Genomic DNA, 21,707 nt, shown 5'->3' with positions numbered 1-21,707 from the left:
CCCCTGCTTCGCCCGTCAGGCGAGAATCCTTACCAGCCCTTGCATCGCCAACCACGCAAATACACCGGCCAGCACGTCGTCGAGCATGATCCCGACGCCGCCATGGACATGCCGGTCGATCCAGCGGATCGGCCACGGCTTGAGAATGTCAAAGAAGCGGAACATCAGGAAACCCGCCAGCAACCAGTACCAACCTTCCGGCACCAGCCACAGGGTGATCCACATCCCGACCATTTCATCCCAGACGATGCCCTCGTGGTCATGCACGCGCAAATCGTCGGCCACCTTGCCGCACAGCCAGAAGCCGAACAGCATGGTGATGCCCAGCATCAGCCAGTAGGCCCAATCGGGCATCATTTGCCACAACGGGATAAAGGGTAGCGCAACTAACGAACCCCAGGTGCCCGGTGCCTTCGGAAGGGTTCCCGAGCCGAAGCCGAACGCCAGGAAATGCCAGGGATTGCGCCAGACCGAAGGCGGTACGAACTCCGCCGGGACCTGTTTGGGATGATCTGTCACGGTGTCTCCCGAAAATGTTGATAGCCCCGGGTTTGCGGGGTGATGTCTTGTCCATCGGCATCCAGCAGCGCCACGCCCTGCCCCGTCACGACACGCCCGACCACATGGATTGGCCAGCCTTCTGCCAGCAATCCTGGCAACTCGACGGACGGTAGGGTGAAGGCGAGCACATAATCATCGCCGCCGCTGAGGGCTGCGGTTTCGGCAGCGGATTGTCCGAGAAAGGCCACTAACGCAGCCGACACGGGCAGCTTACTCCGCTCAAGCTGAATGCCGACCTTCGACGCCAGCGCGATGTGACCGCAGTCGGCGAGCAGGCCGTCGGAGATGTCCAGCGCCGAGGTGGCCTTACCGCGCAGAGCCTGACCCAGCGCCAGTTGCGGCTGCGGTGACCAGTAATGCGCCAGCAGCGGCTCGGCAACGGCGGCGTCAGCCATTCGCTGCCCCAACACCAGTGGCAAAGCCCCGGCCGCATTGCCCAACTCGCCACCCACGCACAACAAATCGCCGGGCTGCGCGCCGCTACGGGTCAGCGCCTGAGCGGCCGGCACACGACCGAACACGGTCATGGTCAGGCTCAGCGGCCCTCGGGTGGTATCGCCGCCCACCAGCGCCACGCCGCAGCGTCGCGCCATCAGGTTCAAACCACGGGAGTACGCCTCCAGCCAATCGGCGGTCACCGTCGGCAAGGTCAGGGCAAGGGTAAAGGCAATGGGGGTGGCGCCCATGGCAGCCAGGTCACTGACGGCCACAGCCAGCGAGCGCTGACCGAGCAAAAACGGGTCGCAGGGGTCTGCGAAATGCACACCGGCCACCAGGGTGTCGGTGGAAATGGCCAACTGCTCCCCGGGGGGAACAGCCAGCAAGGCGCAGTCATCGCCGATCCCGAGGGCAACGCCTTCGCCGCCTTGCGCACAGGGCGCGGCGGCGAAAAAATTGCGGATCAGCTCAAACTCGCCCATCGCGATATCAAGCGCAAATCAGCGCTTGAACGCCTTCACTTCAGCTTCACGCAGACGTGGGGCCAGCTTGTCGAGTACACCGTTGACGAACTTGTGGCCGTCGGTGGAACCGAAGACTTTCGCCAGCTCGATACCTTCGTTGATCACAACGCGGTAAGGAACGTCGACACGCTCGAGCAGTTCCCAGGTGGACAGGCGCAGAACGGCCAGTTCAACCGGATCCAGCTCTTCGATGGTGATGTCCAGGCAAGGCGTCAGGGCTGCATCGATCTTGTCCTTCTTCGCCGGAACCCCGTGAAGGATTTCGCGGAAGTAGGCACCGTCGACATCACTGAAATCGTTATCGACCCGGAACTGCGCTTCGATCTCGCTCAAAGACTGCTTGGCCATGTGCCATTGGTACAGCGCCTGGGTCGCGAGCTGACGGGCTTCGCGACGCTTGACGCTTTTCGATGGCTTGCCGGCATCCGCAGGCTTTGGATCGCGCGGGTTGAAACGATCGCTATCGTCGCTAATCACTTGGCCTCCAACTGCGCCAGCAGGCTGACCATTTCCAGAGCGGACAGGGCTGCTTCGGCACCTTTGTTACCGGCCTTGGTGCCGGAACGTTCGATGGCTTGCTCGATGGAATCAACGGTCAGCACGCCGAAAGCGACCGGAACGCCGAACTCCATGGACACCTGGGCCAGGCCCTTGGTGCATTCGCCTGCCACGTATTCGAAGTGCGGAGTGCCGCCACGAATGACCGCGCCCAGGGCGATGATTGCCGCGTACTCGCCTTTTTGAGCGACTTTCTGCGCAACCAGCGGAATTTCGAAGGCGCCAGGTGCGCGGATGATGGTGATGTCGCTTTCGCTTACGCCGTGGCGAACCAGGGCATCCACTGCACCGCTGACCAGACTTTCAACGACGAAGCTGTTGAAACGGCCCACTACCAAAGCGTAGCGGCCTTTAGGGGCGATGAAGGTACCTTCGATGGTCTTCAGGGTCATTCGTTAGATCTCTTAAAGAGCCGGGACGCGCTTTCTACGCGTCCCTCAGTGATTTGTTAGCCGCGAATCAAAGACTGGAAACAACCGGTCATTATTCGGAGGGCACGTATTCTACAACTTCCAGATCGAAACCGGATATCGCATTAAATTTCATTGGCGCACTCATCAGGCGCATTTTGCGTACGCCCAGGTCCCGAAGGATCTGCGAACCGGCACCGACGATGCTGTAGGTGGTCGGTTTTTTCACGGCCGCCTGGTCGGCGGTTTCGCGAATGTGCGCCAGCAACACGTCGCCATCGAGCGGGTGACCGAGCAACAGCACCACACCGCTGCCAGCCTCGGCAACCGCAGCCATGGCGGCGCGCAGGCTCCAGCGGCCTGGTTGCTTGACCATCAGCAGGTCGCGCAGCGGGTCCATGTTGTGCACGCGAACCAGGGTCGGTTCTTCGGCACACACATTGCCCAGCGTCAGGGCCATGTGCACGTCGCCTTCCACGGAATCACGATAGGTCACCAGGTTGAATTGGCCCAGTTCGCTGTCCAGTGGCTGCTCGGCAATCCGCTGAACGGTACGTTCGTGGATCATCCGGTAGTGAATCAGGTCGGCGATGGTGCCGATCTTGATGCCGTGTTCAGCGGCGAAAGCTTCCAGTTCAGCGCGACGGGACATGGTGCCGTCGTCGTTCATCACTTCGCAGATCACACCGCTCGGCTCGAAACCGGCCATGCGTGCCAGGTCGCAAGCGGCTTCAGTATGGCCTGCGCGAGCCAGGGTGCCGCCGGCCTGGGCCATCAGCGGGAAGATGTGGCCGGGGCTGACGATGTCTTCAGCCTTGGCGTCTTTGGCTGCGGCCGCTTGCACGGTGCGTGCGCGGTCGGCGGCGGAGATGCCGGTGGTCACGCCTTCAGCCGCTTCGATCGACACGGTGAACTTGGTGCCGAAGCCGGAACCGTTGCGTGGCGCCATCAATGGCAGCTTCAGCAGTTCGCAGCGCTCGCGGCTCATCGGCATGCAGATCAGGCCACGGGCGTGCTTGGCCATGAAGTTGATGTGCTCGGGCTTGCAGCACTCGGCGGCCATGATCAGGTCGCCTTCGTTCTCGCGGTCTTCGTCATCCATGAGGATGACCATCTTGCCTTGGCGGATGTCTTCAACCAGTTCTTCGATGCTATTGAGCGCCACAAGGCACCCCCTTGAGTCAGGATTTGAGGTAGCCGTTGGCGGCCAGAAAGCTTTCGGTAATGGTGCTGCCGGCAGTCGACTCTGCGGCCTTGTCACCCAGCAACAGACGCTCCAGATAACGCGCCAGCAAGTCGACTTCCAGGTTTACCCGGCGACCTGGCTGGTACGACGCCATGATGGTTTCGCTCAGGGTGTGCGGAATGATCGTCAGCATGAACTCGGCGCCATCGACCGCGTTCACGGTCAGGCTGGTGCCGTCGACAGTAATCGAGCCTTTATGGGCGATGTACTTGGCCAGTTCTTTCGGCGCGCGGATGCGGAATTCCACGGCACGCGCGTTTTCGGTACGGGCAACCACTTCGCCCACGCCATCGACATGACCGCTGACCAGATGCCCGCCGAGGCGAGTGGTCGGGGTCAGGGCTTTTTCCAGGTTCACCGGACTGCCGCTCTTGAGGTCGTTCATGGCGGTGCAGTCGAGGGTTTCGCGGCTGACGTCGGCGGCAAAGCCGTTGCCCGGCAGTTCTACCGCGGTCAGGCACACGCCGTTGACCGCGATGCTGTCGCCCAGTTTGACGTCGCTCAGGTCGAGCTTGCCGGTTTCTACGTGGACCCGCACATCACCGCCCTTTGGGGTCAATGCACGAATACTGCCGATGGATTCGATGATGCCGGTAAACATGAGGTTCTCCTCGAGAACAAAGCCAGCGCTGTAGCGATGGCCGGGAATTATACGCTCGCTACTGGCGAAGGAATGGCAGTGACCCGCCAGTCATCGCCAACCGCGCGAATTTCGGTGATTTTAAGTTCGGGAGCATCCTTCATTTGCGCGAGCGGCCAGTCGAGCAGCGGCCGCGCCGAAGAACCGAGGAACTTGCCGGCGATGAAAATCTGGAATTCATCCACCAGGCCTTGCTGCGCGAAAGCACCGGCCAGACGCGGCCCGGCTTCGACCAGCACCTCGTTGACGTCACGGGCGGCGAGCACGACCAGCAGTTGGCGCAGATCAACCTGACCGTCAACGCCAGGCACGATCAGGCATTCAGGGCCATTGGCGTACTGCTCCTCTACCGCCACGCAAGTGGCGACCAACGCCGGGCCAGCCTTGAAAAACGGCGCATTCAGCGGCACCCGCAGGCGACCGTCGACCAACACGCGCAGCGGCGGACGGCTCATGGCCAAAGCGGTTTGCTCCGCATCCAGGCCTAATTCGTCAGCGCGCACGGTCAACCGGGCGTTGTCCGCCAGCACCGTGTCGGCGCCGGTCAGCACGACGCTGGCCTGGGCGCGCAGGCGTTGCACCGCCGAACGCGCGGCCGGACCGGTGATCCATTGGCTTTCGCCACTTTCCATCGCGGTGCGGCCGTCCAGGCTCATGGCCAACTTGACGCGCACGAACGGCAAGCCGTGTTCCATGCGTTTGAGGAAGCCCTGATTGAGCTTGCGCGCCTCGCCTTCCAGCACGCCGCTTTCGGTGGCAATTCCGGCCTGGGCCAGGCGTTGCAGACCGCGACCCGCGACTTCCGGGTTCGGGTCCTGCATCGCCGCGACCACCCGGGCGACCCCGGCATTCACCAGCGCATCGGCGCAGGGCGGCGTGCGGCCGTGGTGGCTGCAGGGCTCAAGGGTTACGTAGGCCGTAGCGCCACGGGCCTTGTCGCCAGCGGCGCGCAGGGCATGGACTTCGGCATGCGGCTCGCCGGCGCGCACGTGCCAGCCTTCGCCGACAATCTGCCCGTCCCGCACAATCACGCAGCCCACCCGAGGGTTGGGGTGCGTCGTGTAATGACCCTTGCGCGCCAGTTCCAGCGCGCGGGCCATGTAATGAGCGTCGAGGATGGCGTGTTCGGCGGGCGTATTCATTCTTTCACCGGCTCACGGGCCAGGCGATCGATCTCTTCGCGGAACTCGTTGAGGTCCTGGAAGCGGCGATACACCGAAGCGAAGCGGATATAGGCGACTTCGTCGAGCTTCTGCAGCTCGGCCATCACCAGTTCACCGACCACGAGGGATTTGACCTCGCGCTCGCCGGTGGCGCGCAGTTTGTGTTTGATGTGTACCAGCGACGATTCGAGGCGCTCGACACTCACCGGGCGCTTCTCCAGCGCTCGCTGCATGCCGGCACGCAGTTTTTCTTCGTCGAAGGGCTGACGGCTGCCGTCGGTTTTGATCAGGCGCGGCAACACCAGTTCGGCGGTCTCGAACGTCGTGAAACGCTCGCCGCAGGCCAGGCATTCACGCCGGCGGCGCACCTGTTCGCCCTCGGCGACCAGACGCGAGTCGATGACCTTGGTGTCGTTGGCACCGCAGAAGGGACAGTGCATGGTGGCAGGCAACAAAAAAAGGGAGGGCCATGGTAGCGCATCCCGGTGGCAAGACAAGCCATAGGGTTTACGGTATACAGACGCCTATAGAGCTTGATCCATGGATTTCACCTTGCTGGAGCCGTAAATGTCCTTAAGACCGCTCGTTTTGCTCAGTCTTTTCAGCCTGCTGGTGGCCTGCAGCAGCGATGCGCCCAAGCCCCAGCCACCGACGCCAGGGCCCGCCCCGCAGGCAGCGCAGAAAAAAGCCCAGGAGTCGGCCAATCTTGGGCCGCTGCCCGCGTACCAGCGTGAATTGAGCGGCACCTTGCAAGGCGTGCCGGCCGGCGCCGAAGTCGAACTGGCGCTGCTGGTGATCGATGAAAAGGATCGCCCACAGCAATTGCTTGCCAGTTCCACCTTGATCGGCACCAATCAAGCGCTGCCGTTTCACCTGCGCTTCAACCCGGACTCATTCCCGGTCGGTGCCCGCGTTGAACTGCGCGGCCGCGCCAGCCAGTCCGGTCAGCTGATTCTGCATCTGCCGTCGCAGTTCATTTCCCAGCCCACCACCCAGGCCCTGGGTCAGCTGCAATTCGTCAAAGCGCCATGATTGCACCGCTCGACCTGCAACAGGCCTTGGGTGAACTGCTCGGTGATGCGCAGCTTGTGCCTGTGGCATTGCCCGAGACCGACCTGAAACTCTGGCTGATCGACGGCGACAACATGGACCGCGCGTTCAGCCCCGAAGAAACCCGACGGATCCTGCATGAACCGCCCTACTGGAGTTTCTGCTGGGCCAGTGGTCTGGCGGTGGCGCGTTATCTGGCCGAATTCCCGCAGTGGGTCAAAGGCAAGAGAGTCCTGGATTTCGGTGCCGGTTCGGGGGTGGCGGGGATTGCCGCCGTGAAGGCCGGCGCGCTGGAAGTGGTGGCCTGTGACCTCGACCCGCTGGCGATTGCCGCGTGCCGGGCGAATGCCGAACTCAATGACGTACCGCTCACCTACTCGACCGACTTTTTCGCCGAGGCCGACCGGTTTGATCTGATTCTGGTCGCCGACGTGCTCTACGACCGGGCGAACCTGCCATTGCTCGATGAGTTTTTGACCCGTGGCAAGGAGGCACTGGTGGCGGATTCGCGGGTCCGGGATTTTCGTCACCCGTTGTATCAGCGCATTGAAATGCTGGAAGCGATGACCCTGCCGGATCTGGCTGAACCTGAAGAGTTTCGGCATGTGAGCCTGTACCACGCCACCCGGACATGATCGCTCCCACGCTCTGCCTGGGAACGATCAGTGCTCCGACTTCCGGCCACCCCCCGCCAAGCCGTATAGTTGCCCCATTCACGCTTCCAAGAGATCCCCCATGAGTCAGGAAACGCCGTACATCTTCGACGCCACGACTGCTGATTTCGACCAGTCGGTGATCGAGAACTCTTTCCACAAGCCGGTGCTGGTGGATTTCTGGGCCGAATGGTGTGCGCCCTGCAAAGTGCTGATGCCATTGCTGCAGACCATTGCCGAAAGCTATCAGGGCGAATTGCTGCTGGCCAAGGTCAACTGCGACCTGGAACAAGACATCGTCGCCCGTTTCGGCATTCGCAGCCTGCCCACCGTGGTGCTATTCAAGGACGGTCAACCGGTCGACGGCTTTGCCGGTGCGCAACCGGAATCCGCCGTGCGGGCGATGCTTGAGCCCCACGTTCAGATGCCACCACCGGCAGCGGCCGACCCGTTCGAACAGGCCCAGGCGTTGTTTGACGGAAGCCGTTTCGCCGACGCCGAAGCCGTGCTCAAAGTGCTGTTGGGCGAAGACAACACCAACGCCAAGGCACTGATCCTCTACGCCCGCTGTCTCACCGAGCGCGGTGAATTGGCTGAAGCGCAAACCGTGCTCGACGCGGTCAAGAGCGATGAACACAAAGCGGCGCTGGCCGGTGCCAAGGCGCAGATCCAGTTTCTCGGTCAGGCCAAGGATTTGCCGGATGCGGCAGACCTGAAAGCGCGCCTGGCGAAAGACCCGCAGGACGATGAAGCGGTGTATCAACTGGCGATTCAGCAACTGGCTCGCCAGCAATACGACGCGGCGCTGGATGCATTGCTCAAGCTGTTCATCCGCAATCGCAGCTACAGCGAAGGTCTGCCACACAAGACCTTGCTGCAGGTGTTCGAACTGCTGGGCAATGACCATCCGCTGGTGACCACGTACCGCCGCAAGCTGTTTGCTGCGCTGTACTAAGCCGGTTCGATCCAGCGATAGAGCGGCGTATCCCCGCCGCTCGACACCTTCACATCGGCGCTATGGCGCAAGCGCACCAACAGGCGCTTGCCCGACACCGCGCTACCCGTCAGCCCTTCCAGCTGATCGAGCAAATCCGGCCCGCTCAATTGCCCGGCCTTGCGCAACAGGTCCTTGGCGATCTGCCACAACGCCTCATCCTGAGTCACCGGTTTGGCCGGGGCGACACTGGCCTCGGGCTTGCTCACCTGCAACTGCGCGCCGAGCTTCGCCCAGTCACCGTCATCCATCTCCAGCGTCAAATCCACCGGCCAGTCGCCGATGCTCCCGCGAATTCGCAACATAGGTCTGCTCCTGCACATTTCTGACCGGCATGCTCCCACGGGACTTGTGCAACGCCAAGCAGGCGGTCAAACTCTTCGCACTTACGTTATAAGATTACATAACAAATTATTCATTTTACTTTTCGGAGACCCGCCATGCGCCGTCTGCTGCTCGCTTTGCCGTTTGCCTTGTTGCCGTTGGCCGTCGCCCACGCCGCCGATGAACATGATCATGAGCACGGCAGCCTTGGCGCCCATGAACATGGCGTCGGTCGCTTGAACGCAGCGCTGGACGGCCAGACCCTGGAGCTGGAACTGGAAAGCCCGGCGATGAACCTGGTGGGCTTCGAACACGCAGCCACCACGGATGCCGACAAAGCCAAGGTCGCCGCCGTCCGCGCCCAGCTGGAAAAACCGCTGGCGTTGTTTAATCTGCCGAAAGCCGCTGGCTGTGTGGTCGCCATGCAGGAACTGGAGAGCCCGCTGTTCGGTGACAAGCCGGACGCCGACGATGATCACGATGAAGATGCCAAGGACGAACATCACCACGATCACAGCGAAATCCACGCACACTATCAATTCACCTGTGCAGCGCCCGGCGCCCTGAAAACCCTGGACCTGGCGACTATTTTCAACACGTTCCCGGCCACCCAGAAAATTCAGGTACAACTGATCGGCCCGAGCGGGCAGCAAGGTGTTGAAGTGACCGCCAAGGCGCCCGCCCTGAAATTCTAAATCCACCGAAGATCCCTGTAGGAGCGAGCTTGCTCGCGATGAGGCCATAACATTCAACATCTGCATTGACTGTTACACCGCCCTCGCGAGCAAGCTCGCTCACACAGGTAAATCAACACCCATGAAATCGGCGCTATGACCCAAGCACTCATCGAACTGTCCGACCTGGGCTTCAGCTGGCCCGGTCACCCGCCGTTGCTGGATATCCCGGCGTTTCGCCTGGAGCCTGGCGAAACCCTGTTCCTCAAAGGCCCCAGCGGCAGTGGCAAAACCACCCTGCTCGGCCTGCTCGGTGGCGTGCAGAAACCTGATCGCGGCAGCATTCGCCTGCTTGGCCAGGAATTGACCGAACTCGGTGCCGGTGCCCGCGACCGCTTCCGCGTCGACCACACCGGCTACATCTTCCAGCAATTCAATTTGCTGCCGTTCCTGTCGGTGCGCGAGAACGTTGAACTGCCCTGCCACTTCTCCAAATTACGCGCCGAACGGGCGAAACAGCGCCACGGCAGTGTCGATCAGGCCGCGGCCACCCTCCTCGCCCATTTGGGCCTGAAGGATGAAAGCATCCTCAGCCGCCGCGCCGACTCGCTGTCCATCGGTCAACAACAACGCGTGGCCGCTGCACGAGCGCTGATTGGTCAGCCAGAACTGGTCATCGCCGATGAACCAACGTCGGCGCTGGACTACGACGCTCGGGAAAACTTCATTCGCCTGTTGTTCGCCGAATGCCGTGAAGCCGGGTCGAGCCTGTTGTTTGTCAGCCATGACCAGAGCCTGGCGCCGCTGTTCGATCGCAACCTGTCGCTGGCCGAACTCAATCGCGCCGCCACCCCGTCCGAGGTCTGAGATGTATTTGTTTCGTCTAGCCATGGCCAGTCTGGCTAACCGGCGCTTCACCGCGATTCTCACCGCGTTCGCCATCGCCCTGTCGGTGTGCCTGCTGTTGGCGGTGGAGCGCGTGCGCACCGAAGCCAAAGCCAGTTTCGCTAGCACCATCAGCGGCACCGACCTGATCGTCGGCGCGCGTTCGGGGTCGGTGAACCTGTTGCTGTACTCGGTGTTCCGGATTGGCAACGCCACCAACAACATCCGCTGGGACAGCTTCGAACACTTCGCCAACAACCCGAAAGTGAAGTGGGCGATTCCGATGTCCCTCGGCGATTCCCATCGCGGCTATCGGGTGATGGGCACCACCGAGGCCTACTTCGAGCATTACCAGTACGGCCATCAGCAACACCTGGAACTGGCCGACGGCCGCGCCTTCGCCACCGATCCTTTCGAAGTGGTACTCGGTGCCGAAGTCGCCGACGCGCTGCACTACAAACTCGGCGACAAACTGGTGCTGTCCCACGGCGTGGCGGTGATCAGCCTGGTCAAGCACGACGACAAACCGTTCACCGTGGTCGGCATCCTCAAGCGCACCGGCACCCCGGTGGACCGCACGTTGCACATCAGCCTCGGCGGCATGGAGGCGATTCACATCGACTGGCACAACGGCGTGCCGGCCCGAGGCGAAGGCCGGATCAGTGCCGATCAGGCGCGCAACATGGACCTCACGCCGCAAGCGATCACCGCATTCATGCTCGGCCTCAACAGCAAGATTTCGACGTTCGCGGTGCAACGCGAGATCAACGAATTCCGCGGTGAACCGATGCTGGCGATCCTCCCCGGCGTGGCACTGCAAGAGTTGTGGAGCCTGATGAGCACGGCGGAAAAAGCCTTGTTCGTGGTCTCGCTGTTCGTGGTGCTGACCGGGCTGATCGGCATGCTCACGGCGATTCTCACCAGCCTGAATGAACGTCGGCGGGAGATGGCGATTCTGCGTTCGGTGGGGGCCCGACCGTGGCACATCGCAACGTTGCTGGTGCTGGAGGCATTTGCGTTGGCGTTGGCCGGCGTGATTGCCGGCGTGGCGTTGCTGTATGTGTGTATCGCCGCCGCCCAGGGCTACGTGCAAGCCAATTACGGCTTGTACCTGCCGCTGGCGTGGCCGAGCGAGTATGAATGGACGCTGCTCGGTGGCATCCTGATCGCCGCTTTGCTGATGGGCAGCGTGCCGGCCTGGCGCGCGTATCGCCAATCGTTGGCCGATGGCCTGTCGATCCGACTATGAGGACGTTGAACATGCCCCGCGCCGTACTAGCGCTGCTAATGCTGGTCGCCTTGCCCCTGTGGGCGGCCGAGCCGAAAGACCTGACCTGGTCAGAAATGATCCCGCCGGACGCCGCGCCGGAAGTGCCGAATATGACGCCGCTGCACGACTTGTCGCAGATGAGCAGCACCCTGGCGGCCGAGTCGGCACCCGCCGCCAAGCAGGACATGCCGAATGCGCCGGTGGTGAAGAGCCTGGATGGCCAGAACATTCGCCTGCCGGGCTACATCGTGCCGCTGGAAGTCAGTGAAGACGGGCGGACCACGGACTTTCTGTTAGTGCCGTATTTCGGCGCCTGCATCCACGTGCCGCCACCGCCGTCGAACCAGATCGTGCATGTGAAAAGCGAAGTCGGCGTGAAGCTGGATGAGCTGTATCAGCCGTACTGGATCGAGGGGGCGATGCAGGTCAAGGCGTCCACCAGCGAGCTGGCGGATGCCGGGTATCAGATGGAGGCGGACAAGATTTATGTGTATGAACTGCCGGAGTGAATCCGGTGGTCATGTGTGATCTGACAGATCGCTATCGCGGGCAGGCTCACTCCTACAGGGATCACCTAAATCCTGTAAGAGTGAGCCTGCTCGCGAGGGGGCCCTCAGAGCCAACATAAAAACCAAGGCCATCACCGTTTCATTGAGCTGAATCAAAAGACCGTATTAGAGCGCTTTGTACCATTGGACATCGAAAATTTTTAACGTCCTTTGGAGCCCTCCATGCACAAGTCCTTGCTCAGCGCTTCGCTGTTTGCCTTAGCGCTCACAGCCCCGCTCGCCCATGCCTTCGAGGCTGGCGACATCCTCATTCGTGCCGGTGCCATCACCGTCAACCCGAAAGCCGACAGCTCCAGCGTCAAGGTCGACCAAGGCCCGCTGGCCGGTACCAACCTGGGTGGCAAAGCCACCATGGACAGCGACACGCAGCTGGGCCTGAACTTCGCGTACATGATTGACGCCCACTGGGGTATCGAGCTGCTGGCGGCTACCCCGTTCGAGCATGAGGTGAAACTCAAAGGCACTTCTTTGGGTTCCGCGGCCAACGGTAAACTCGGCACCCTGAAACACCTGCCGCCAACCTTGAGCGTCGTGTACTACCCGCTCGACTCGAAGTCGGATTTCCAGCCGTACCTCGGCGCCGGTATCAACTACACCGTGATCTATGACGAACACGTCGGCAGCGAAGCCCAGGCCAAGGGCTTCAGCAATTTCGAGGCTGAAAACTCATGGGGCCTGGCGTTTCAGGTTGGTGCTGACTACATGATCACCGACAAAATCCTGCTCAACGCCCAAATGCGCTACATCGACATCGACACCCGCGCGACCGTCGAAAACGACTCGCTGGCGCCTGGCACACGTGCCAAGGTCAATGTTGACGTAGACCCATTCGTTTACATGGTTGGCCTGGGTTACAAGTTCTAAGCCCCCATAAAAAAAGGCGCCTCAACCGGCGCCTTTTTTGTGGCTGTAAAAAACTCAGCGTCCCAGCAGCCGTGCCAAACCAACACTCATCGGTGTCTGCCCGCAAAAGCTGAAGCGCTGCAGCAAACGCTGGTTGTTCGCCCGGGAATGGCGGATGTCGCCAGAACGCGCCGGGCCGTAGCTGATCGGCGGTAACTCGCCCACCACCGCTTCCAGCGCCTGGAGCATTTGCTTGAGGCTGGTCGCCTGGTTCCAGCCGACATTCACCGCGCCGACTTCAACCTGTGGTTTTTCGATGGCTTGCACCAGCAGGTCCACCAGATCCTCGACGTAGACAAAGTCGCGCGTTTGTTCGCCATCGCCGAACACGGTGATCGGCAGGCCTTTCTGTGCCCGCTCGCTGAAAATGCTGATCACCCCGGAATACGGCGAGGACGGGTCCTGTCGGGGGCCGAAGATGTTGAAGAAGCGGAAGATCACCGGTTCCAGTGCGTGCTGGCGCCGGTAGAAATCGAAGTAGTACTCGCTCGCCAGTTTGTCCGACGCGTACGGCGTCAACGGCGCTTTGGCGGTGTCTTCATCAATCGACTCACCTTCGCCATTGTTGCCGTACACCGCCGCACTGGAGGCGAACAGCACGCGCTTGACGCCAGCCTGGCGCATGGCTTCGCAGACATTCAGCGAACTGATGAAGTTGCTCTGGTGCGTCTTCACCGGATCATCCACCGAGGCCTGTACCGACGCCACCGCGGCCAGGTGCGCCACCGCGCTGCAACCGAGCATCGCCTGAGCCACCAGCGCAGCATCGGCGACGTCGCCGACGATCAATTCAAGGTGGGGGTTATCCAGTGGCAGGTTGCTGCGTTTGCCAGTGGACAGGTCATCGAGAATGCGCACCGAATGGCCCTTGGCGAGCAAGGCGTCGGTCAGGTGCGAGCCGATGAAACCGGCGCCGCCGGTGATTAAAACGGGTCCGTCAGCCATGGCGATAAAACCTGTCCAGTAAGCCCGGGAGCGCGGCGCGCCAGGCGCGAGGCTTGATCCCGAACGTGTGCAAAATTTTCTTGCAGGCCAGCACTGCGTGCTGCGGCTCTTCGGCGGCATCCGGACGCGCGGCGTGAGCCTGGGCGGTCGGTGCTTCGATGGCCAGCGGATGCAGACTGCGTGCTTCGGTCAGGATGGCCTGCCCCAGTGCCAGCGGCGTGGTCGCCTCATGCCCGGCGTAATGATAGGTGCCCCACAGCGGCGCTGCACAATCGAGTTGCTTGAGCACCGAGATGATGACCCGGGCCGCGTCGTCGACCGGGGTCGGGTTGCCCCGGCGGTCATCGGCCAGCAGCAGTTCGTCGGGGGTTTCGGCCCGCGCAAGGAAACGCCCGAGCGTGCCTTCAGGGCTGTCATCGAGCAGCCAGCCGAAACGCAGCAAGACGTGCTGCGGGCAGGTCGCGCGAACGCTTTGTTCGATGCGCCACAGCGCCTGACCGCGTAGCCCCAGCGGCACCGGTTCGTCTTTTTCGCTGTAGGCGGTGGCGCGGGAGCCATCGAACACTCGATAGCTCGAAGGTTGCAGCAGCACGATGTTGTGATGCTGGCACAGTTCGGCCAGACGCTCGACCGCGCGCTCCTGCCCGGCCAGACGCCCTTCGCTGACCGTCTCCGCCTGAAACCAGTCGAAGTAGTAGGCGAGGTTGATCAGCGCGTCCGGGCGGGTGTCGTCGAGCAGTTGCGTCAGGCTCGCGGCATCCCAGCCGTCTTGCGGGGGGCGGGGGGCGAGGAAACCGATGTCTTCCTCCGCACCGAGGCGAATCAGCGCCTGCCCAAGGGCATTTCCGCCGCCCAGTAACATAAGGCGCATTCGCATAGAGTCAGCAGGCCCAGTCTGATTGGAACGATGGCTTTATCGACACGGCCCGCGGGCAATGCCGTTGATAGTTGCCGGAATCGTTGCATTTTGCGGGTTTAGTGCGCAACCGTCATCCGTAAAGTGTAGATCCTCCGGATTTGTGGTGCGGCTACTGGCCCTATCGCGGGCAAGCCCGCTCCCACAGGTTTATCGGATGGTCACAGAATATTGGCTCAACACATAACCTTGTGGGAGCGGGCTTGCCCGCGATAGGGCCCTGAAGTACAGCGCAGATCCCGAGCGGTACTTGCAACTTCATTTCCCCACCCGCATAACTGACTTCATGAATCTGCCAATCCCCATGGACAGCGCCCTGGCAGGCTTCCACCCTGCCGTCAGCGCCTGGTTCAGCAGCACCTTCCCGACGGTCACCGCCGCCCAGGCCCGGGCGTGGCCGTTGATTCGTCAGCGCCGCTCGACCCTGATCGCCGCGCCCACCGGCTCCGGTAAAACCCTTACCGCCTTCCTCGCCGTCATCGACGACCTGGTTCACCGCGGCCTGGAAACCGACGACGGGCTGCCAGACGAAACCCTGGTGGTCTATGTCTCGCCGCTCAAGGCCTTGTCCAACGACATCCAGATCAACCTGCAAAACCCGCTGGCTGGAATCACCACGCAATTACGGGCGATGGGCTTGCCCGAAATGCAGATCAACACCGCTGTGCGCACCGGCGACACCCCGCAAAAAGACCGCTCGGCCATGCGCAAGACCGCGCCGCACATTCTGGTGACCACCCCGGAATCCCTTTACGTGCTGCTCGGCTCCGATTCTGGCCGGCAGATGCTCGGCACCACGCGCACCGTGATCGTCGATGAAATTCACGCCATCGCCGGGAGCAAACGTGGCAGCCATTTGGCCCTGAGCCTTGAACGGTTACAGGCGCTGTGTGCAGAACCGCTGATGCGCATCGGCCTGTCCGCCACGCAAAAACCCATCGAAGCAGTGTCGCGTTTTCTGGTGGGCCGCGACCGTCCCTGCGCCATCGTCGACATCGGCCACGCCCGCCCACGGGACCTGGACATCGAAGTACCGCCCGTGCCGTTATCGGCGGTCATGGCCAATGACGTCTGGGAACAGGTCTACGACCGCCTCGCCGCCCTCGCCCGCGAACACCGGACCACGCTGATTTTCGTCAATACCCGGCGCCTCGCCGAGCGTCTGAGCCGGCACCTGAGCGAACGCCTCGGCAAAGACGCGGTGGCCGCGCACCACGGCAGTCTGGCCAAAGAGTTTCGCCTGGACGCCGAACAACGGCTCAAGCGCGGCGACCTGCAAGTGCTGATCGCCACCGCTTCGCTGGAGTTGGGCATCGACATCGGCGACGTCGATCTGGTGTGCCAAATTGCCTCGCCGCGCTCGATTTCCGGGTTCCTGCAAAGAGTGGGTCGCTCCGGACACCAGGTCGGCGGTACGCCCAAGGGCCGCTTGTTCGCCACCACCCGCGACGACCTGATCGAATGCGCCGCGCTGCTCGATTGCGTGCGGCGCGGCGAACTCGACACGCTGCAGATTCCTACCGCGCCGCTGGACGTACTCGCACAGCAAATCATCGCCGAAGTCAGTTGCCAGGAATGGTCGGAACAGGCATTGCTGGAGACATTCCGCAACGCCTCGCCGTATGCCGGACTCGACGAAAAACATTATCAGGCGCTGCTGCACATGCTCGCCGAGGGTTACAACGGGCGTCAGGGTATCCGCAGCGCTTACCTGCACCGTGATGCAGTCACCCGCACCCTGCGCGGCCGCCGGGGCGCCAAACTGACGGCGGTGACCAGCGGAGGCACCATTCCGGACAACGCCGACTACAGCGTGTTGCTGGAACCCCAAGGACTGAACATCGGCAGCGTCAACGAAGACTTTGCGGTGGAAAGCATCGCCGGGGATGTGTTCCAGCTGGGCAATACCTCCTACCGGATCCTGCGGGTCGAAACCGGCAAGGTCCGGGTCGAAGACGCTCAGGGCCAGCCGCCGACCATTCCTTTCTGGCTCGGCGAAGCGCCGGGGCGCAGCGCGGAACTGTCATTTGCCGTTGCGCGCTTGCAAGCGCACCTCGACGACCTGCTCGGCGCCACACCGGGCAACCTGCAACCGGCCCTCGACTGGCTGACCGACACCCTCGGCCTGAATCTCGCCAGCGCCGAGCAACTGGTGGATTACCTCGCCCGCGCACGCCTGACGCTCGGCGCCCTGCCGTCACAAGACACACTGCTGATGGAGCGGTTTTTCGACGAGTCCGGCGGCACGCAACTGATCATCCACACCCCGTTCGGCAGCCGCATCAACCGTGCCTGGGGCCTGGCCCTGCGCAAGCGTTTCTGCCGCACGTTCAACTTCGAATTGCAGGCTGCCGCCAGCGAAGACGCGATCGTGCTGTCGCTGTCCACCAGCCACAGTTTTGAACTCGACGACGTCTGGCGTTACCTGCACAGCAACAGCGCCGAGCACATCCTGATTCAAGCGGTCCTCGACGCGCCGTTGTTCGGCGTGCGCTGGCGCTGGAATACCGGTGTCGCCCTGGCCCTGCCGCGCTACAGCGGCGGACGCAAAGTGCCGCCGCAGATCCAGCGAATGAAAAGCGAAGACCTGATCGCCAGCGTCTTCCCCGATCAGATTGCCTGTGTGGAAAACCTCGCCGGCGAGCGCGAAATTCCCGACCATCCGTTGGTGGAACAAACCCTCGACGATTGCCTGCACGAGGCGATGGACAGCGAAGGCTGGCTGACTCTGTTGCGGCGCATGGAACGGGGTGACGTGCGGCTGATCAGTCGCGACTTGCCGGCGCCCTCCCCACTGGCAGCGGAAATCCTCAGCGCCCGGCCCTACACCTTTCTCGACGATGCGCCATTGGAAGAGCGCCGCACGCAAGCCGTGCTCAACCGGCGCTGGACCGACCCACAGTCAACCGATGACCTCGGCGCGCTGGATACCGAAGCGATTCAAGCGGTACGCGATGAGGCCTGGCCGACACCCACCGGCGTCGATGAAATGCACGAGGCGTTGATGAGCCTTGCGTGCATCACCGACACAGAAGCGCAGGCCAATGCGCACTGGCTCGATTGGCTGAACGCCCTGGCCGACAGCGGGCGCGCCAGCCGCTTGCAGATCAACGCCAGGCAATCGTTGTGGCTGGCCCTGGAGCGGTTGACTTGCTGGCAGGCGATTTATCCACAGGCGATTTTGTTGCCTGAACTGCAAGCGTTGCCCGGTTTCGATGAGGTTTGGGCGCCAGAAGAAGCCATCGTTGAAGTGATCCGCGCTCGGCTCAGCGCATTCGGGCCGTTGCCACTGGGCGCGATTGCCGAACCGCTTGGAGTGGCGGCCAATCATGTCACTCAGGCCTTGGCGCAACTGGAACGCGAAGGCTATCTGTTGCGCGGCCGGTTCACGCCCGGCGCGGGTCATGAGGAATGGTGCGAGCGGCATCTACTGGCGCGCATTCACCGCTACACCGTCAAGCGTTTGCGCCGGGAAATCGAGCCGGTGGCGTTACAGGACTTCATGCGTTTTCTGTTCGACTGGCAGCACCTGTCGGTCTCGACTCAGGGCCAAGGCAGCGCGGTTTTGCCGGCGATTATCAGTCAGTTCGAAGGCTACCCCGCCGCTGCATCGGCCTGGGACAGCGACATCCTGCCGGCGCGGATCAAAGATTATTCACCAGGCTGGCTGGACGATCTTTGCCGCAGCGGAAAACTGGTCTGGACACGCCTGACCGCTCCCAACAAAAGCGCCAGCACGGCGCTGCGCAGCACACCGATTCTGTTGCTGCCGCGCAGCCAGGTCGGCTTGTGGAGTAGCTTGACCGAGCAGACAGCGGTCAGCGAACTGTCGCCCAAAACACAAAAGGTTCACGAAGCGCTCAGCCAGCACGGCGCGCTGTTTTTCGATGAGCTGATTCACGAAGCCCATCTGCTGCGCTCGGAACTGGAAATCGCCTTGCAGGAACTGGTCGGCGCCGGACTGGTGAATGCCGACAGCTTCGCTGGCTTGCGGGCGCTGATCACCCCGGCCAGCAAACGCCAGAATCGCAGCAGCCGACGCGGGCGCGGGGCGTTTGTCGGCGGCATGGACGATGCCGGGCGCTGGGCGCTGTTACGCCGCGTGCCTGCCACGCCGGTTGTGGAGAACCAACGCCCAGCGCCCACGCCTGTCGAGACACTGGAACACATCGCCATGACCTTGCTGCGACGCTATGGCGTGGTGTTCTGGCGTTTGCTGGAACGAGAGGCGGATTGGCTGCCGAGCTGGCGCGAATTGCTGCGTACCTTTCATCGGCTGGAGGCACGGGGTGAGATACGCGGCGGGCGGTTTGTCAGTGGTTTGGCCGGCGAACAATTTGCGTTGCCCGAAGCTATTCCCCTATTGCGCGAAGTACGTCGTCGGCCGCATGACGGAAGCTTGATTGCAGTGTGCGGGGTTGATCCGCTGAACCTGGCCGGGACGCTGTTACCGGGAGCGAAGGTGCCGGCGTTGGCGAGTAATCGGTTGGTGTACCGCGATGGGTTGCCGGCGGCGGCGGAGATTGCCGGCACGCAGCATTATTGGCTGGAGCTGGATCAGGTATCGAGTGCTGAGTTACACAACAAACTGATCCGGCATTGATGGTGTCCGGGCGGTCCTCATCGCGAGCAAGCTCGCTCCCACATTGGATGTGCGTCGTTCATACAACCTGTGGGAGCGAGCTTGCTCGCGATAGGGCCACCAGCGTCAACACAAATCACTGAGTTCTAGGCTGATCCGGCAGCAACACCGCCGAATGCTCCTGCGCCAATTCGTCATCCCCATCCATCTGCCGCTGCGGCATAAAAACCTGCTGTGGATAAGTCTGCGCGAAATGCACCCAAGGACTGTTATCCACAAGCTTTTTCAATCGCTGGTTAAACGCCCGGCTCACCGCATATTGCCCCCCCGACACGGTACGGAACTGCGCCGTCAGCACCACGCCATTGAGGTCCATTTTGTCGACCCCGAAGACGTCGAGCGGCCCTTGCAGGTTGTACTTGAGAAACGGGTCGTCGCTGATCGAATGCCCGGCCTCACGGATCAACTCGATCGCCTTGTCGACGTCGGTGTCATAGGTGAACTGCACCGAGAAGAACGCGTAAGCAAATTGCCGGGATTGATTGGTCACTGCCTTGATCTGGCCGAACGGCACCGAGTGCACAAAACCCTTGCCGTCACGCAGGCGCAAGGTGCGGATGGTCAGGCCTTCGACCGTGCCCGCATGCCCGGAATCGAGCACCACCCAATCACCGATCGACAAGGTGTCTTCGATGATGATGAACAGCCCGGTGATGACGTCCTGCACCAGTTGCTGGGAACCGAAACCGATGGCCAGCCCCACCACCCCGGCACCGGCCAGGAACGGCGCGACGTTGATCCCCAGGTTGGCCATGGTGGTGATCGCACAGATCACCACCAGCAGGATTTTCATCGCATTGCGCAGCAGCGGCAGGATGGTTTTCACCCGCGTGCTTGGCTGGCGTGCGGAGCGTTTGTTGACCGGTGGTTTCAGGGCTTCCTGAATCGCCGTGTCGAGCACCACCCAGACCATCCAGGTCACGAGGAAGATCAGGCCGATGCGGCTCAGCGAATCACTGATCGCGCGTCCGACCGTGTTGCTCATCGCGAATTCCAGGAGTGACACCCCCCAGATACGCCCCAGGATGTCGATGAACACAATCGCCATGCTGATCCGCAGCAAGGCGTGTGAAAGGCTCAGAAATCGCTCTTTGTAGGCATTGCTGCGGCGCGCCGCTTGCTCGCTGCGGGACTTGAACAAGTGATGCAACGTCGTGCTGAGAAACACCGTGGCGATCAACAACACGGTGGTGAACAGCGCGCTGCGCAGCACCTGCTGATTGTCATCGCTGATGCTGATCAGGTTCATGACCGAGACCATCACCATCAACAGAATCGGCCAATACCACAGCCCCGAAAAAATCCGCAGCGTCTCGCGCAATGCCGGCTGTTTGAGGCGTTGCGCCAACGGCAGAATGCGGATCAGGTGCGCGACCGGGCGGCGCATCTTGATCACCAGCAGACCAAAGGAAATCGAGGCCCCAAGCCCGGTCAATACCGCGATGCTGCTGGTCAGGTTGCTGCCCAATTGGTGGGCGATCTGCGGGCTGGTCAAGGCATCGCTGAGCGCGACCAGAAAACCGATGCCAAACAGCGGGCGCGGGGTGTAATCGCGGAGAATCTGCACCGCCCGGCGCTTGTGCCCGGTGTTGAACAGGACCACCAATGTGAGCACCAGCGAAGCAGCGAATATGCCGCTGCTGGTGGCGTAGGCGAAACACAGCGCCAGCGCCCGACCGGCAGACACCGGCAGGTAGTGGCTGACGACAATCGTCAACGGCAGGCTGATCAGCGCCGGCAGGCTGAATGGCGACAGATAACCGAGCACGGCCTGGCCGCGTTCACGGGTGAGCAGCAAGCGGTGCTCGCTCAGTCGCGTGGCGAGCATTCCACCGAGCAGCCAAAGCATCGCAAAAACGCTCATCCATACACCGGACAAAATCAGGAAATCCCCCATCACGCTCCAACTGGAACGCGCCGAGGGATGATTGACCAGTTGATCCACTTCGTCCGCCGCTCGGTCTGCGCGCAATCGCCAGGCGTCGACCAGGTCTTCGTTGAGATCAAGTTTGCTCTCGACCTCATCGATGCTCGAACTGATCGCCCCGAGCAAACCGCCCTGGACCAGTGGCTCCGGCTGAGCCGGTGGCGTCGCGGCGGTGCTGGTCGCCGGCAGGCCCGGCAGCGTTGCCGCTTGCAGCCCGAGGCTGCATGTGAACAGAAGTAGCGCCAGCGATATCGCAGTTTTGAACTTGAGCAAAACGGGGAGCTCCGTCGAAAAAGTCTGTAAGAACCTGATCGGAAAATAGCGGGTAAGTTCGGTTTTGGCCGCGGGATAAAGGACGGGGCCATTCCCTGTGGGAGCAAGCTCACTCCCGCGAATAACTGTAGAGCACTGTCGA

The 21,707-nt window shown here is 62.0% G+C and carries 21 protein-coding genes; 9 read left to right on the top strand and 12 right to left on the bottom strand.

All coding sequences use genetic code 11. The features are described from left to right. Positions 1-15: 15 nt before the first annotated feature. The 8 genes from SB725_RS20150 to nrdR all read right to left on the bottom strand — a co-directional run bounded on the left by SB725_RS20150 (position 16) and on the right by nrdR (position 5,980). Positions 16-519 (bottom strand): phosphatidylglycerophosphatase A, encoded by a 504-nt coding sequence (locus tag SB725_RS20150; RefSeq protein ID WP_027924337.1) that lies wholly within the window; start codon positions 517-519, stop codon positions 16-18. Continuing rightward, the gene (thiL, locus tag SB725_RS20145) at positions 516-1,481 is read right to left on the bottom strand and encodes a thiamine-phosphate kinase (RefSeq protein ID WP_059182093.1); all 966 of its coding nucleotides are present in this window, start codon (positions 1,479-1,481) and stop codon (positions 516-518) included. Before thiL ends, SB725_RS20150 begins: the two co-directional genes overlap by 4 nt. Before the next feature lie 18 nt (positions 1,482-1,499). Next, a complete protein-coding gene (gene nusB, locus SB725_RS20140; RefSeq protein WP_027924339.1) occupies positions 1,500-2,000 on the bottom strand; it encodes a transcription antitermination factor NusB in 501 nt (166 codons plus the stop codon). After that, complete coding sequence (gene ribE / locus SB725_RS20135; RefSeq protein ID WP_003185938.1) at positions 1,997-2,473, bottom strand: 6,7-dimethyl-8-ribityllumazine synthase; 477 nt, start codon at positions 2,471-2,473, stop codon at positions 1,997-1,999. Before ribE ends, nusB begins: the two co-directional genes overlap by 4 nt. Before the next feature lie 91 nt (positions 2,474-2,564). Beyond that, positions 2,565-3,656, bottom strand: coding sequence for a bifunctional 3,4-dihydroxy-2-butanone-4-phosphate synthase/GTP cyclohydrolase II (gene ribBA, locus SB725_RS20130; RefSeq protein ID WP_027924340.1), 1,092 nt, complete (start codon positions 3,654-3,656; stop codon positions 2,565-2,567). A 16-nt stretch (positions 3,657-3,672) separates the two neighbouring features. Beyond that, positions 3,673-4,338, bottom strand: a complete 666-nt coding sequence (locus tag SB725_RS20125) for a riboflavin synthase (protein ID WP_027924341.1) — start codon at positions 4,336-4,338, stop codon at positions 3,673-3,675. A 47-nt stretch (positions 4,339-4,385) separates the two neighbouring features. After that, positions 4,386-5,519 carry a bifunctional diaminohydroxyphosphoribosylaminopyrimidine deaminase/5-amino-6-(5-phosphoribosylamino)uracil reductase RibD gene (gene ribD, locus SB725_RS20120; RefSeq protein WP_027924342.1) on the bottom strand — a complete coding sequence of 378 codons (1,134 nt, stop codon included), beginning with the start codon at positions 5,517-5,519 and terminating at the stop codon, positions 4,386-4,388. Beyond that, positions 5,516-5,980, bottom strand: coding sequence for a transcriptional regulator NrdR (gene nrdR, locus SB725_RS20115; RefSeq protein WP_003228656.1), 465 nt, complete (start codon positions 5,978-5,980; stop codon positions 5,516-5,518). Before nrdR ends, ribD begins: the two co-directional genes overlap by 4 nt. A gap of 127 nt (positions 5,981-6,107) precedes the next feature. Here nrdR and SB725_RS20110 point away from each other — a divergent pair, with 127 nt between their 5' ends. The 3 genes from SB725_RS20110 to trxA all read left to right on the top strand — a co-directional run bounded on the left by SB725_RS20110 (position 6,108) and on the right by trxA (position 8,198). Beyond that, positions 6,108-6,572 (top strand): YbaY family lipoprotein, encoded by a 465-nt coding sequence (locus SB725_RS20110; RefSeq protein WP_027924343.1) that lies wholly within the window; start codon positions 6,108-6,110, stop codon positions 6,570-6,572. Beyond that, complete coding sequence (locus SB725_RS20105; protein ID WP_027924344.1) at positions 6,569-7,225, top strand: class I SAM-dependent methyltransferase; 657 nt, start codon at positions 6,569-6,571, stop codon at positions 7,223-7,225. Before SB725_RS20110 ends, SB725_RS20105 begins: the two co-directional genes overlap by 4 nt. 100 nt (positions 7,226-7,325) lie before the next feature. Continuing rightward, positions 7,326-8,198 carry a thioredoxin gene (gene trxA / locus SB725_RS20100; protein WP_027924345.1) on the top strand — a complete coding sequence of 291 codons (873 nt, stop codon included), beginning with the start codon at positions 7,326-7,328 and terminating at the stop codon, positions 8,196-8,198. Here the strand turns inward: trxA and SB725_RS20095 are convergent. Further along, positions 8,195-8,542: a hypothetical protein gene (locus SB725_RS20095; RefSeq protein ID WP_027924346.1), complete on the bottom strand. Its 348-nt coding sequence runs from the start codon at positions 8,540-8,542 to the stop codon at positions 8,195-8,197. The genes trxA and SB725_RS20095 overlap by 4 nt on opposite strands. Before the next feature lie 135 nt (positions 8,543-8,677). Between SB725_RS20095 and SB725_RS20090 the strand changes: the two genes are divergently transcribed. The 5 genes from SB725_RS20090 (at position 8,678) to SB725_RS20070 (ending at position 12,823) form a co-directional block, all read left to right on the top strand. Further along, entirely contained in the window at positions 8,678-9,256 is a 579-nt protein-coding gene (locus tag SB725_RS20090) for a DUF2796 domain-containing protein (RefSeq protein WP_027924347.1), read from the top strand. 135 nt (positions 9,257-9,391) lie between these two features. Next, a complete protein-coding gene (locus SB725_RS20085; protein WP_027924348.1) occupies positions 9,392-10,102 on the top strand; it encodes an ABC transporter ATP-binding protein in 711 nt (236 codons plus the stop codon). A 1-nt stretch (position 10,103) separates the two neighbouring features. Further along, entirely contained in the window at positions 10,104-11,369 is a 1,266-nt protein-coding gene (locus SB725_RS20080) for an ABC transporter permease (protein ID WP_027924349.1), read from the top strand. Positions 11,370-11,380: 11 nt separating this feature from the next. Beyond that, positions 11,381-11,899 carry a DUF3299 domain-containing protein gene (locus SB725_RS20075; protein ID WP_027924350.1) on the top strand — a complete coding sequence of 173 codons (519 nt, stop codon included), beginning with the start codon at positions 11,381-11,383 and terminating at the stop codon, positions 11,897-11,899. A 222-nt stretch (positions 11,900-12,121) separates the two neighbouring features. Continuing rightward, entirely contained in the window at positions 12,122-12,823 is a 702-nt protein-coding gene (locus SB725_RS20070; RefSeq protein ID WP_059182092.1) for an OmpW/AlkL family protein, read from the top strand. Between the two features lie 54 nt (positions 12,824-12,877). Here SB725_RS20070 and SB725_RS20065 read toward each other — a convergent pair whose 3' ends face one another. Both SB725_RS20065 and SB725_RS20060 read right to left on the bottom strand, forming a co-directional pair. Continuing rightward, positions 12,878-13,807 carry an NAD-dependent epimerase/dehydratase family protein gene (locus SB725_RS20065; RefSeq protein WP_027924352.1) on the bottom strand — a complete coding sequence of 310 codons (930 nt, stop codon included), beginning with the start codon at positions 13,805-13,807 and terminating at the stop codon, positions 12,878-12,880. Beyond that, the gene (locus tag SB725_RS20060) at positions 13,800-14,684 is read right to left on the bottom strand and encodes a sugar nucleotide-binding protein (protein WP_027924353.1); all 885 of its coding nucleotides are present in this window, start codon (positions 14,682-14,684) and stop codon (positions 13,800-13,802) included. Before SB725_RS20060 ends, SB725_RS20065 begins: the two co-directional genes overlap by 8 nt. 325 nt (positions 14,685-15,009) lie before the next feature. On the opposite strand from SB725_RS20060, the gene SB725_RS20055 reads away from it, so the two are divergent. Then, entirely contained in the window at positions 15,010-19,326 is a 4,317-nt protein-coding gene (locus SB725_RS20055; RefSeq protein ID WP_410922511.1) for a DEAD/DEAH box helicase, read from the top strand. Positions 19,327-19,441: 115 nt separating this feature from the next. On the opposite strand, the gene SB725_RS20050 is transcribed toward SB725_RS20055, so the two are convergent. After that, positions 19,442-21,565: a mechanosensitive ion channel family protein gene (locus SB725_RS20050; protein WP_410922510.1), complete on the bottom strand. Its 2,124-nt coding sequence runs from the start codon at positions 21,563-21,565 to the stop codon at positions 19,442-19,444. Between the last annotated feature and the right edge of the window lie 142 nt (positions 21,566-21,707).

It is taken from the genome of Pseudomonas sp. SIMBA_041, from assembly GCF_046535095.1.
Classification (GTDB): Bacteria; Pseudomonadota; Gammaproteobacteria; order Pseudomonadales; family Pseudomonadaceae; genus Aquipseudomonas; species Aquipseudomonas mucoides.
Note: the sequence above shows the minus strand (reverse complement) of the source record. Positions and strands in the feature narration are given on the sequence as shown.

Coding starts and splice junctions, on each gene's coding strand:
- thiL (WP_059182093.1), bottom strand. CDS start 1,481: ATGGGCGAGTTTGAGCTGATCCGCAATTTTTTCGCCGCCGCGCCCTGT.
- ribE (WP_003185938.1), bottom strand. CDS start 2,473: ATGACCCTGAAGACCATCGAAGGTACCTTCATCGCCCCTAAAGGCCGC.
- SB725_RS20125 (WP_027924341.1), bottom strand. CDS start 4,338: ATGTTTACCGGCATCATCGAATCCATCGGCAGTATTCGTGCATTGACC.
- ribD (WP_027924342.1), bottom strand. CDS start 5,519: ATGAATACGCCCGCCGAACACGCCATCCTCGACGCTCATTACATGGCC.
- nrdR (WP_003228656.1), bottom strand. CDS start 5,980: ATGCACTGTCCCTTCTGCGGTGCCAACGACACCAAGGTCATCGACTCG.
- SB725_RS20110 (WP_027924343.1), top strand. CDS start 6,108: ATGTCCTTAAGACCGCTCGTTTTGCTCAGTCTTTTCAGCCTGCTGGTG.
- SB725_RS20105 (WP_027924344.1), top strand. CDS start 6,569: ATGATTGCACCGCTCGACCTGCAACAGGCCTTGGGTGAACTGCTCGGT.
- trxA (WP_027924345.1), top strand. CDS start 7,326: ATGAGTCAGGAAACGCCGTACATCTTCGACGCCACGACTGCTGATTTC.
- SB725_RS20095 (WP_027924346.1), bottom strand. CDS start 8,542: ATGTTGCGAATTCGCGGGAGCATCGGCGACTGGCCGGTGGATTTGACG.
- SB725_RS20090 (WP_027924347.1), top strand. CDS start 8,678: ATGCGCCGTCTGCTGCTCGCTTTGCCGTTTGCCTTGTTGCCGTTGGCC.
- SB725_RS20085 (WP_027924348.1), top strand. CDS start 9,392: ATGACCCAAGCACTCATCGAACTGTCCGACCTGGGCTTCAGCTGGCCC.
- SB725_RS20080 (WP_027924349.1), top strand. CDS start 10,104: ATGTATTTGTTTCGTCTAGCCATGGCCAGTCTGGCTAACCGGCGCTTC.
- SB725_RS20075 (WP_027924350.1), top strand. CDS start 11,381: ATGCCCCGCGCCGTACTAGCGCTGCTAATGCTGGTCGCCTTGCCCCTG.
- SB725_RS20070 (WP_059182092.1), top strand. CDS start 12,122: ATGCACAAGTCCTTGCTCAGCGCTTCGCTGTTTGCCTTAGCGCTCACA.
- SB725_RS20065 (WP_027924352.1), bottom strand. CDS start 13,807: ATGGCTGACGGACCCGTTTTAATCACCGGCGGCGCCGGTTTCATCGGC.
- SB725_RS20060 (WP_027924353.1), bottom strand. CDS start 14,684: ATGCGAATGCGCCTTATGTTACTGGGCGGCGGAAATGCCCTTGGGCAG.
- SB725_RS20055 (WP_410922511.1), top strand. CDS start 15,010: ATGAATCTGCCAATCCCCATGGACAGCGCCCTGGCAGGCTTCCACCCT.